The sequence below is a fragment of the Saccharibacillus qingshengii genome, from assembly GCF_013185195.1.
Taxonomy (GTDB): Bacteria; Bacillota; Bacilli; order Paenibacillales; family Paenibacillaceae; genus Saccharibacillus; species Saccharibacillus qingshengii.
Genome location: NZ_JAAZWC010000053.1, coordinates 1 through 11,483, shown reverse-complemented (window position 1 = coordinate 11,483; position 11,483 = coordinate 1). Strand labels below are relative to the sequence as shown.

General features: G+C 57.2%; 8 protein-coding genes. 3 read left to right on the top strand and 5 right to left on the bottom strand.

The window, feature by feature from the left end; genetic code table 11:
* Nucleotides 1–160: 160 nt before the first annotated feature.
* Together HRQ60_RS22800 and pgaC are read right to left on the bottom strand one after the other, a co-directional pair.
* Nucleotides 161–619 (bottom strand): hypothetical protein, encoded by a 459-nt coding sequence (locus tag HRQ60_RS22800; RefSeq protein ID WP_172200771.1) that lies wholly within the window; start codon nt 617–619, stop codon nt 161–163.
* The gene (pgaC, locus tag HRQ60_RS22795) at nt 577–1,749 is read right to left on the bottom strand and encodes a poly-beta-1,6-N-acetyl-D-glucosamine synthase (RefSeq protein WP_246281458.1); all 1,173 of its coding nucleotides are present in this window, start codon (nt 1,747–1,749) and stop codon (nt 577–579) included. Before pgaC ends, HRQ60_RS22800 begins: the two co-directional genes overlap by 43 nt.
* 289 nt (nt 1,750–2,038) lie before the next feature.
* On the opposite strand from pgaC, the gene HRQ60_RS22790 reads away from it, so the two are divergent.
* The 3 genes from HRQ60_RS22790 to HRQ60_RS22780 all read left to right on the top strand — a co-directional run bounded on the left by HRQ60_RS22790 (nt 2,039) and on the right by HRQ60_RS22780 (nt 7,476).
* Nucleotides 2,039–3,193, top strand: a complete 1,155-nt coding sequence (locus tag HRQ60_RS22790; protein ID WP_172200767.1) for a GNAT family N-acetyltransferase — start codon at nt 2,039–2,041, stop codon at nt 3,191–3,193.
* A gap of 715 nt (nt 3,194–3,908) precedes the next feature.
* Complete coding sequence (locus HRQ60_RS22785) at nt 3,909–5,660, top strand: ABC transporter ATP-binding protein (RefSeq protein WP_172200765.1); 1,752 nt, start codon at nt 3,909–3,911, stop codon at nt 5,658–5,660.
* Nucleotides 5,644–7,476, top strand: a complete 1,833-nt coding sequence (locus tag HRQ60_RS22780) for an ABC transporter ATP-binding protein (protein WP_172200764.1) — start codon at nt 5,644–5,646, stop codon at nt 7,474–7,476. Before HRQ60_RS22785 ends, HRQ60_RS22780 begins: the two co-directional genes overlap by 17 nt.
* A 128-nt stretch (nt 7,477–7,604) precedes the next feature.
* Here the strand turns inward: HRQ60_RS22780 and HRQ60_RS22775 are convergent, their stop codons facing one another.
* Genes HRQ60_RS22775 through HRQ60_RS22765 form a run of 3 tightly spaced genes read right to left on the bottom strand, consistent with a single transcriptional unit; the run spans nt 7,605 to nt 11,299 of the window.
* Complete coding sequence (locus HRQ60_RS22775) at nt 7,605–10,493, bottom strand: CHASE3 domain-containing protein (protein ID WP_172200761.1); 2,889 nt, start codon at nt 10,491–10,493, stop codon at nt 7,605–7,607.
* Nucleotides 10,471–10,830, bottom strand: a complete 360-nt coding sequence (locus tag HRQ60_RS22770) for a hypothetical protein (RefSeq protein WP_172200758.1) — start codon at nt 10,828–10,830, stop codon at nt 10,471–10,473. The genes HRQ60_RS22775 and HRQ60_RS22770 overlap by 23 nt, the downstream gene beginning before the upstream one ends.
* 1 nt (nt 10,831) lies before the next feature.
* Nucleotides 10,832–11,299 (bottom strand): cupin domain-containing protein, encoded by a 468-nt coding sequence (locus tag HRQ60_RS22765; RefSeq protein WP_172200755.1) that lies wholly within the window; start codon nt 11,297–11,299, stop codon nt 10,832–10,834.
* Between the last annotated feature and the right edge of the window lie 184 nt (nt 11,300–11,483).

The window sequence follows — 11,483 nt, the reverse complement described above, 5'->3', positions numbered from 1 at the left end:
TCATCGCTTAACCCTCCCGATTTTCGGTTCGATAAGGAGAGGATAAAGCTAAAATGTTAAGCGGTCAAGGCACTAGTTCGAAAAATCCGTAGTTTTTGGCATGCGCCCATAAATGGTGAAAAGGATGCAAGGCGAATCAGTCAAACAGCCTTCCTTTGGGTCACGGCTTTTTACTTTCAAGAGCAATAATCGGATTCGTCTCGAAAACGGTGTAATCTTGGGTTTGCAATTTCTCGATCGTCTCCGGATCCATCAACCCTAACGTCTTGAGTTCCAGGTTATCGACGGGGGGCGGATAGGTTCGTCTTTGCAGCGTACCGAATCTTTTTTTATTGTATATACGGTTAATATAAAGCGCGATGTAAAACAGCGAGAAAATACCCATAGCCAAAAGCACCAAATTGCGGACATCTTGATCTATCGTGTGAAAAGAAGCATGCAGCACTTTTGTAAGGCCGTTGTTCCATCCCAAAGTAGCCGATAAGAAAAACAAGAACACAACCAGCCCGTATATCCAAAAAGCTAACGAAAAAACGAAATCGACGCAGGCGCGAAACCAGGACCGGTTGCCTACGATCAGGAAGCTTTCTTCTTCATGCCGCGGTCTGGACTGTTCCATACAGCGTAACCTCCTTTCAGGCGAGACGAAATAGCCCGAGGGACTGCGGCCATAACGACGAACGTATTAACCATCCAATAAATGGCCGGGTACCAGGCTGCCCAGAAATAATATTTCAATACGCGGTTATAATTGGAGTCGATTACAAGCGCGATAAATAACTGAACCAAGCTGATGAGTACGAGCGTAAACGAAGTGAGCGTAAACCAGAGGAGCCGGTCTTGGATCGTATCGGCCGTAACCAACAGCAGCAGCGTGACAAAAAGCCAGCTGAATGCCCACAAGATACTGATCCATTGTTCGAGGTAAATCAGCCACATTCTGCGCTGTTTCCAGCTGAACAGAATTTTCCAGTGACGGAGAATGACTTCTTGGCCGCCCTGCGCCCAACGAACGCGCTGTTTCCAAATACCCGACAAGGTTTCCGGTACCAGCATCCAACAAATGGCCTGCGGTTCATAACGAACGTCCCAGAAACGCTTTTGGAGCTTCCAACTGACCGCTATGTCTTCGGTAATCATATCGCGATCCCATAAGCCGACATCCACAAGCGCTTTTTTGCGAAAAGCGACCACGACTCCGGATACGGTCATAACTTTTCCCAACAGTCTTTGCGTCCGCTTGATGGCTCCGATAATCGAAGCGTACTCGACCAACTGCATCCTGCTAAGCAGATTATTGCGGTTGCGGATCGCAGGACTGCCGGTCACGGCTCCAAGTCTTTCTCCACCTTTAAAGAAATGACGAATTAAATAATAAGGGGCTGTATCAGCAAGGAGGGCGTCGGAATCGACGCAAATGAGGTATTCGGATCTGGAGGCGAACAAGCCGACTTGCAAAGCATTCGCTTTGCCGCGATTTTCGTGCAGTTGAATGGCTCTGACCATATCGTATTCTTCCGACAATCTTTTGATGATTTTGTCCGTCCCGTCTTTCGAACCGTCATTGATCAAAATGATCTCTTTTTTCGGATAAGAAAGCGCTGCGAGGTTGCGGACCGTTTCTTCGACGGTATCTTCTTCGTTGTAACAGGGAACCAGTATGCTGATCATCGGCCAATCCATTTCCTCGATGTCCAACGCGTCTTTTTTGGATTCTTTGGTCTTAAGAAAAAGAAGAGAACCTGCCATCCAAAACAGGGCCATAATAAAAGGATACCAGAAAACAAAACCCGTAATTAGGCTGTAAGGCCCAGAAAAAAGTTCGGGGAAACCCACCTATATTCCTCCTGCCATATTTGTAAGGTGCTAAATAAAAGACTTTTCCATCATACCTAGGAAGCAAGCAGCGCGTCAACTTAATTTTGCGGAAACAAAACTTGGTTCTTTTCGCCTAATTACTCCGCTGCTTCGTTTTGCAAATCAAAGCGCTTTCTGTTATATTCGCGGCACCTATCGAATGACTAAAGGAGCTGCGTCCATGACCGATTATCGCTTAATGCAACCGCACGAACTCGCCGAAGCCGCACGGTTGTCGGATTCCGTATTCCGTCCCCATACGCTGCCTTCGATGATCGACCTGTTCCCGCCCCTGTTCTCGCCGGGCGTGGCGCATTCCTACGGCGCTTTTGCCGATAGCGGAGCGCTCGCCGCCTTCATGGGGCTCACCCCTTCGACGCTGCGCGTCGGCGGCGCGGCGATGCTGCGCGCCTTCTCGATCGGCTCGGTCTGCACGGCGCCCGAGCAGCGGGGCGCCGGCCTCGCCGGCCGGCTGCTGGAGCTGTGCATCGCTCACGCCAGACAAGCCGGAGCCCCGCTGCTCTTCGTCTCCGGCGCCCGCCCGCTGTATACGCGGGCGGGCAGCGCCGCGTTCGGCCGCGCTGCGCAGATCGTGCTGCGCCCGGCCGAAGCCGCGGCGCCGGGCGGGCTTTCCTACCGGCTGCGCGAAGCCCGGCCGCAGGACCTGCCCGGTCTTCATGCCCTGCATCGCGCGGGCGATACCCACGTTGAAGAAAGCGCCGCGGGACTCGGCGCACGGATCGGCGCCGCTGCGTTCTGCGGCGTTCTGGGGCTTGCGCAGCGCGTGATCCTCGCCGAAGCCGGGGAAGAACCGGCCGCCTACGCCGTGCTTGGCGTGCCGCCCGGTCCGTTTCACCCGCTGGGAAGCGAAACGGACGCCGCTCGGACAGCAGATACGCCGTCCGGCAATCCGCCGACGGTCATCGCCTACGGCGGCAATCCGCAGGCAGCAGCCTGGCTGCTGGCATCGCTGCCGGATGCCTGCGGCCTGAACGAGCTGCATGTCCACGTGCCTTGGCAGGAGCGCGAACTTGAAGCGCTGCTTCTCCAAACGCCCGGAGCGGCCGGCTTCTCCGTTCCCAATGCCGGAACGCTGCTGGTGACGGACGTCCGATTGCTGCTGGACCAAGCTTACGACTTGTGGCTGCTGCCGTGGACCGAAGCCCTTCGGGTCGATGAAGAAGGGCGGGTATTTACGGCATCGGGCGGCCGGGAACTGAGCCGAAGCGAATGGTACAGCGTGCTGTTCGATCCGAACAGCCCCCGGCTCGGCGATATTCCCGGCTGGTTCGAGCCGATCCCCCTGCCTTACGTATACGGGCTGCATTACATTTAGCCCGCAAGCGGACGGCCGATGATCCTGTTCCGCTCGTTCTCTCTTGGCCTCCTCGCTTAGCCGGGAATCAGACTTTCGCAACACGTTGAGAACCGGAGAAGCTCCGGTTCTCAGGCTGTCGAGAAAGTCCTATTCGTAAGAGAAGCTTGTCAACTGCGCGAGAAATTCGTTTCGGTCGCGTGTTGAAATCGGGGAAAGGGATTGAAATTTAGCAGAATTTCCCCGATTAACGGTGCAAGTTCATATCCTGATTTTGGATGAACTTGCACCACAAAGGCGAACACTATCGTTCCTACACTGAATTTCTCCCTTCGCCTCCTCGCTTCACTCGGAAGCAGACCTTTCGCGACACGTTGAGAACCGGAGAAGCTCCGGTTCTTTTTTGAGTTCTCCGAATTCCCGCTTTCGCCCTCTATCTCCCTGCACTCGAAACGTTTTTTCGTTTGCCGCTTCATCCGCCGGGTAATAGATAAGTAATGAAAAGCAAAACCGTTCCCCGAACAGGCAGGACGAGAAGCGCGCTGCGCGGATCGCTTCTGCCTGTTCACTGTCCGGAGCGCTGCTCCGGGCCGCTTCGCCGGACGAATCCGTCTGTCCGCCGGATTCGTCCGCCCCCATTTTCGTCCGCAGTGCAGGCACGCAAGCGGGATGTATACACCGATCCCGTCCGCATTTCCGCAGCCGACGGACACTTCGAAAGAGAGTTGAAGTCCAATTGAAAGGCAAAGAACTGCTCAAAGACTACGTCACCGCGCATATTCCGGGCTATCTGCTCGCCGTGCTGCTGATCGTGGTCGCAAACGTCGTCCAGTCGGCGCTGCCGCTCGTGCTCGGCCGCTTTACCGACGATCTGCAAACCGGCGTGCTCAGCTACGATTCCGTCCTGCATTTCGCCCTGCTGCTGCTGGGCATCGGCGTCTCGTACGGCGTGCTGTTCGGATTCGGCCAGTATCAGGTCATGCGTCTCGGCCGCCGGTTCGAATTTGAAGTCCGCCAGAAGCTGTTCGGCAAATTCTCCACGCTGAGCGAGCACTTTTTTTCCAAACAAGGCACCGGCAAGCTGCTCAGCTACGTCACGAACGACGTCCAGTCGGTACGCGAATCGATCTCGAACGGCGTCACCCAGACGACGAACGCGGTCGTGCTGCTGCTGTCGTGTATCGTCATGATGATGATCGGGGACATTCCGCTGTCGTTGATTCTGATCTGCATCAGCCCGCTCGTGTTCATCCCGCTGATCGTCGTGCGCATCGGGCCCCAGATCCGAGAACGATCGATGCACGTGCAGGAATCGCTTGCGGGCATGACCGAATCGGCGGAAGAGCAGTTCGGCGGCATCCGGGTAACCAAGACGTTCGGAACGGAACAGATCGCCGAAAACCGGTTCGGCGAAAAAGTCGACATGATTCGTTCCACCCAACTGTTCCTCGTCCGGCTGTCGTCGCTGTTTCAGGCCGCCATTCCGTTTCTCGGCGCGCTGTCGCTCGTGCTGGCGCTGCTGGTCGGCGGCACGCAGACGCTCAACGGCAGCATTACGCTCGGCAGCTTCGTTTCGCTGACGCTGTACATGCGCATCATCGTCGGCCCGCTTCAGCAGATCGGCAACGTCATCAACATGATGCAGCGCTCCGGCGCTTCGCTCGAACGGGTCAACCGCCTGATGAACGAAGAGCCCGACGTGCAGGACGAAGCCGATGCGCGCACGCTCGACCGTCCGGAAGAAATCCGGTTCGAACATCTGACATTCAACTATCCGGGCAGCCGCGAACCGGCGCTCAAAGATATCAATCTCACGCTGTCCCCCGGCAAAACGATCGGGATCGTCGGGCGGACGGGCAGCGGCAAGACGACGCTCGTCAAGCTGCTGCTGCGTATCTACGAACCGCCGCGCGGCTCGCTGTTCTTCGGCGCCACGGATATTCGCGACCTGTCGCTCGAAAGTCTGCGGGAACGCCTGGCTTACGTGCCGCAGGACGGATTCCTGTTCAGCACGACTATCCGCGACAACATCGCCTTCAGTGACCGGGAAGCGCCGATGGAAAAGGTCGAGACCGGCGCCAAGCGGGCCATGATCTACGACAACATCTCGCGCTTCCCGGAAGGCTTCGATACCCGGCTCGGCGAGCGCGGCGTGACGTTGTCGGGCGGCCAGCGCCAGCGGACGAGTCTCGCCCGCGGCCTGACCAAAAAAGCGCAGGTGCTCATTCTCGACGACAGCATGAGCGCCGTGGATTCCGTCACCGAGACGGGCATCCTCGACAATCTGGTCCGCGAACGGCGCAGCAAAACGACGATCATCATCTCGCACCGGATCAGCGCGGTCAAGCATGCGGACGAGATCGTCGTGCTGAGCGAAGGACGGATCGTGCAAAGCGGGACGCACGAAGAACTGCTGCGGCGCGAAGGCGCTTACGCGATGCTGCACCGGCTGCAGGAGGAGGGATTGCATCATGACGAACTTGAATAAAGAGCTGCCCGCGCAAAAAGAACCCGTCTCCAAGCCGCATGAGGAAAAGCCGTCCACGTCTTCGACGCTGAAGCTGCTGCTCGGCTACGCGAAGCCGCACCGGCTTGCTTTTGTCGGCGTCGCCTTCTGCGCGCTGCTCGGCATCTCCGCCGAACTGCTGCAGCCGCTGATCGTCCAGATCGCGATCGACGACCATCTGGTCAAAGGCGAAGGCGGCGGCGCGCTGGTCAAGCTCGGCCTGCTCTACCTGGGCATCGCGGTCGTCAGCTTCGTATTCACGTATCTGCAAAACAATCTGCTGCAGTACGCGGGGCAGAGCATCATCGCCCGGATTCGCAAAGACCTGTTCGGCCATATCTCCAAAATGTCCATGTCGTTCTTCGACCGGACGCACAGCGGCAGCCTGGTCACGAACGTCTCGAATGACACGGAGACGATCAGCCAATTCTTCACGCAGGTGCTGCTCAGCCTCGTACGTGACGGCATGATGCTGGTGCTGATTATCGCGCTGATGTTCAGTCTGGACGTCGAACTGGCCGCTTTTTCCATGCTGATCCTGCCGGTTATCTTCATCGTCGCCGCGCTGTTTCGTTCTTACCTGCGCAGCACGTACCAGCAGGCGCGCAGCCGGCTGTCCCGGCTGATCGCTTTTACCGCGGAAAATCTGTCGGGCATGGGACTGATCCAGTCGTTCCGCCAGGAAGAAGAACAGCTCGGCCGCTTCACGGAGCAGAACCGCAATTATTGGACAGCCAATCTGCGGCAGATCCGCTCGAACGTCTTGTTCAACCGGACTTTCGACATTCTCGGCAACGCCGCGCTCGTCTTGATGGTCTGGCTCGGCGGACGGGCCGTGCTCGGACAGAGTATGGAAGTCGGCGTGCTGTACGCGTTTGTCAGCTATATCCGCCAGTTTTTCCAGCCGATCAACCAGATTACGATGCAGTGGAACACGTTCCAATCGACGACCGTCGCGGTCGAGCGCATTCAGCGGGTCCTGGAAACGAAGTCCGAGGTGCGCGAACCCGAAGCCCAGGCCAGGCGCCCGTTCGACCCGCAGCATATTCGCGGCGAACTGGATTTCCGGAATGTGACGTTCGGCTACCGGGCGGACCGTCCGGTATTAAAAGAGTTGAATCTGCATATCGCAGCCGGCGAGATGATTGGGGTCGTCGGCACGACCGGGGCCGGCAAGAGTACCCTGATCAGCCTGCTCAACCGGTTCTACGATGTGAATACGGGTTCGATCGAGATCGACGGTACCGATATTCCGCAGATTGCCCAGAGCGATCTGCATGCAGCCGTCGGCTTGATCCAGCAGGATCCGTATCTGTTCGCCGGCTCGATTGTCGACAACGTACGCTTGTTCCGGGAAGACATTACGCGCGAGCAGGTCATCGAAGCGTGCCGGTTCGTCGGCGCGCATCCGATGGTGCTGCGATTGCAGAACGGCTACGACACGCATCTGTCGGAGCGCGGCAGCGGGCTGTCGGCCGGCGAACGCCAGCTGATCTCATTCGCCCGGATCGTCGTATTCCGGCCGAAGATCCTGATTCTGGACGAGGCGACCGCCAATCTCGACTCGGAGACGGAGAAGCTCGTTCAGGAGGCGCTCACCTCCGTCTCGCAGGGACGTACCACGATCGTTATCGCCCACCGGCTGTCGACGATCATGCACGCGGACCGCATTCTCGTCATGCAGGAAGGCCAGGTGACCGAACAGGGCACGCATGCCCAGCTGCTTGCAAGCGGCGGCCATTACGCCGAACTGTACCGGCATGCCCGGCAGTCCGGACGCGAACAGCTTCCCGGTTGAAGGCGACAAGCTTCCGGGAATATAGGCAGAATGCGTGTGCGATTCGAAATATCAAAAAGCCCGAGAAACCGCTGATCCGGTTTCTCGGGCTTTTTCGTTTATTGCTGCCGGTTTGCTGCGCGGGATAGTCAGTCTGCGATCCGTCCCGACAAGCCAAGCAGAACCTTCATTCGTTCCACAACGAGATCCATGTCGAGCGGCTTGGTCAGATAATCGGAAGCTCCGGCATTCATACATTTTTCCCGGTCTTCTTTCATCGCTTTTGCCGTCAAGGCCAGAATCGGAACCGGGGTCGGAGTCGGCGCCAGGCGGATCCGCCGCATGGTCTCCAGCCCATCGAGCTCCGGCATCATGATATCCATAAAGATCATATCGAACGGCCCGTCCGTCTGGAGTTTATCCAGCGCGTCCAGTCCCGTCATGGCGACCGTGATGTCTACGCCATGCTTCTCCAGCATGCTGGTCAGCGCGTACACGTTCCGAATATCGTCGTCGACGATCATCATCCGCATATCTTCGAACGGCCGTTCCGGCTCGTTATCGGCCGGAGGGAACAGCACTCCCGGCGTATACGGTCCGCCCTGCTCGCCGCCTTCCGAATCCGGTACGATCCGGATCGAACCCGGGTATTCGGCATCCAAACGATTGGAAGGCGTACCTTCGTCGTTTTCTTCGCCGTTTCCAAAGTTCATTCGGGCGTCCGACAGCCGGTCCGACAGCGGCGGATTGCCGGCCCAGTTGCGGCGGACGTTCAGCGGTACGAACAGGTCCGCATTCTCTCCGTCTTCTTTGATGCAGGGCAGATACAGACAGAACGTGCTGCCGACGCCGTAACGGCTGTCGAGCGTGATTTCTCCGCCGAGCAGCAGCGCCAACTGCGTCGAAATGGACAGCCCCAGCCCGGTACCGCCGTATTTGCGCGCGATGGTCCCGTCCGCCTGGCGGAACGCTTCGAAGATCAGCTTCTGATTTTCTTCGGTAATCCCGATCCCCGTATCGTTGACACTAAAGGCGAGCTGGTCGTACGCGGCGCCTTCCGGATTCATCCGTTTGCCCGGCACCCGGCCGATCCGCAGCACCACTTCGCCGCGATCCGTAAACTTGAAAGCGTTCGAGAGCAGATTGCGCAGAATTTGCTGCAGCCGCAGCTCATCCGTAATAATCAAAGCCGGCACATTTTCTTCGATCTCGATCCGGAAATCAAGCTGTTTGCGTATAGCCGGTTCGGCGAAGTAGCGGTTCATGTCGGAAGCCACTTTGCCCAGATCCACCGTTCCGAGCTCGATCTGCATTTTCCCCGCTTCCACTTTGGACAAGTCGAGAATATCGTTGATCAGGCTGAGCAGATCCTGACCCGAAGCGTAGATGCTCGAAGCGTATTCCTGTTCTTTTGGTGTCAATCTTCGCCCTTCGTTCTCGGCCAGGATCTGCGACAGAATCAGCATGCTGTTCAGCGGCGTACGCAGTTCATGCGACATATTGGCCAGGAATTCCGATTTGTACTTGGAACTGATCTGCAGCTCCTGCGCATACTTCTCGGCGTCTTCCACCGCAAGTTCCGCCGCATGTTTCTGCGCGCCGAGCTGTTCGTTGATACTTTCCAGTTCGTCGCGCTGCGTCATCAGCTCCTGCGACTGCACCTGCAGTTCTTCGGATTGAACCTGCATCTCTTCCGATTGGACCTGCAGTTCTTCGTTCAGCGACTGCGATTCGCGGTACAGACGTTCGATCTCCTGTCTGGCTTCGATCGTCTGCAGGGTACTGCCGAGCAGTTCCGCTTTGCGCTGCAGACGTTCGATTTCGGATCTGGCGAACGGAGTCGAAGAAGCCCATTCGACCACGGCTTTTACCACCCCGTTGTACATCACGGGAATCAGAAGCACTTCCGCCGATTCGGAACGGCCGAGCGCCGAAGAAATCTTCACATAATCCGGGGGCACCTGGGTCAGATGAAGCGTGCGGCCTTCGCCTGCACAGCGTCCGACCAGCCCTTCCCCGAACCGGATTTGTACCCCGTCGCTGCGTTCGGCATGTTCCCGGTCTTCGGCGATCGCCGCAACTTTCGTCAGAACCTTCTGCGAAGGATCCGCCAGATAGAATACGCCGACCGGAATTTTCATCGACTCGGAGACGCTGGACATGAACGATTCGGCCAGGCTGCCTTTTGAAGCGGACGATTTCTCCTGCAGCAGCTCCGCCAGCTTGATCAGCCGCTCCTTGTGGTAATCTTCTTTCTCGATCTTGTCCAGCAGTTCGTTCGTCGCCAGCCCCAGATCGGCAATCTCGTCGTTCGATCTGACTTCGATCCGCTTGTCCAGCGTGCCGCCCGCCGTCATCACCCGAATGGCGTCCGTCACGCGGGAAAGGGTTTTCGAAATGCTGCCGGCTATGGTCATCGCGGCCAGAATGGACACGGCTCCGACCAGCAGCCACAACCCCGCCATCGCATAGATGGTCCGGTCGCTGGCCGCTTTGAGCTGCGCGACCCGCGTCTCGGTCAAATTTTGTTCAATGGCCCGGAACGTATCGAGCTGCTCGCGGATCTCGTCCATCGCAAGCTTCCCGGAATCGCCGCGGAAGTAGGTCAGTACCTCCTCGTTTTCTCCGGCATCCTGCAGTTGGATCGTTTTGTCCCCCATTTGGGTGACCCATTGTTCGATATTGCTGCGGATCATGGTCAAGTTTCTCTGCTGCGAAGGATTGTCGGATACCAGATCCAGCAGCTTGCCATACGTGCTCTCCCACTGGGTTCGTCCGTTATTGTAAGGCTCGAGATAATCGCGGTCGCCGGTCAGCAGATACCCGCGCTGCCCCGTCTCCATATCCAGCGTATGTTTCTCCAGCGCACTGACTTCGTCGTGAACGGCAATGTCGTGGCTGCTGATAAAAGCGTTCGACTGCTGCAGGCTGCGTACCTGTGTCGAAATCGCCAGCAGCGACAGTCCCAGGCAGACCAAGATAAACAAATAGCCGCCCAAAATTTTCGTGCGAATATTAAACCGTCTCGTTTTCGGCACCTCCATGCCCTCCGCTTCCCTCGATTTCCCCTTTGGCGCCCGTCCGCTCAAACCGCCGCTCCCGCTGATCGAACCACTGATTTTCCAGCATTTCCAGACGCCTGCGCTGCCACTGTATCCGTTCTTCGCTTGGCGCCGCGGACGATTCGTCTTCCACAATCGTCCACAAGTCGCTGAGCAAATACCCCTGTACGCGTACAATTTGACCCGCGTAAGGGCCGTTCAGCCAGACCAGCCCTTCGGTAAGCAGCTGCATCCGGCGTTCGCCGTCCGCGGCTTCGGCCGTTTGCCCGAGTTCGATGACATGCAGAAGCTGGCCGAATGTGTACGCGCGCATCTTATTTGCGTTCGATCAACTTGAAGTCGTCGTAATGGAATCCCGGCGCTACGATGCAGGTGACCAGCACAGGCTCATCGCCGAGCGGACGCGCTTTTTGCCAATGTTTGCCCGGAACGAGTCCCTGGAACGATTGGCCGTTTGCCGTATCCGGACCCAGCACGATTTCTTCGCCTTCTACGGGTTCTTCCCCGTCGCCGCCGAGCGTCAAAGCCAGAGGACCTCCGGTATGCCACAGCCACAGCTCGTCGGAGTGCACCACATGCCATTCCGAGAACTCGCCCGGATGCAGCAGGAAATAGATCGAGCTTGCCGCAAAGCGGTCGCCCGTGTATTCTTCCGGCAGCGCGCTTTGCGGAATGGTGAACGAGGATTTCCACAGTTCTTTATGCCAGCCGCCTTCGACGTGGCCTTCAAGTCCCAACAGCTCGACGAGCGGGGACAGGGATATCGGTTTCTTCGGATTCATAAGTATGGATCTTCCTTCCCTTATTGAGGATTTCTGAACTCCAGCATACTATACTATCGGCATTCCGACCAACCGATTTTTGCGTTTGTTCCTGCTTCTTGCGGTATATGACGGATTGTAAAATGAAGTGCAACACCTCGAACTGAATATAAAAAGGCCCACGGCCGGATTCGTGTAGAATGAA

Bases quoted from the DNA above. Each gene is read 5' to 3' on its own strand.
- pgaC (WP_246281458.1), bottom strand. From the start codon at position 1,749: ATGGCAGGTTCTCTTCTTTTTCTTAAGACCAAAGAATCCAAAAAAGAC.
- HRQ60_RS22770 (WP_172200758.1), bottom strand. From the start codon at position 10,830: ATGCGCGCGTACACATTCGGCCAGCTTCTGCATGTCATCGAACTCGGG.
- HRQ60_RS22765 (WP_172200755.1), bottom strand. From the start codon at position 11,299: ATGAATCCGAAGAAACCGATATCCCTGTCCCCGCTCGTCGAGCTGTTG.
- HRQ60_RS22780 (WP_172200764.1), top strand. From the start codon at position 5,644: ATGACGAACTTGAATAAAGAGCTGCCCGCGCAAAAAGAACCCGTCTCC.
- HRQ60_RS22790 (WP_172200767.1), top strand. From the start codon at position 2,039: ATGACCGATTATCGCTTAATGCAACCGCACGAACTCGCCGAAGCCGCA.
- HRQ60_RS22800 (WP_172200771.1), bottom strand. From the start codon at position 619: ATGGAACAGTCCAGACCGCGGCATGAAGAAGAAAGCTTCCTGATCGTA.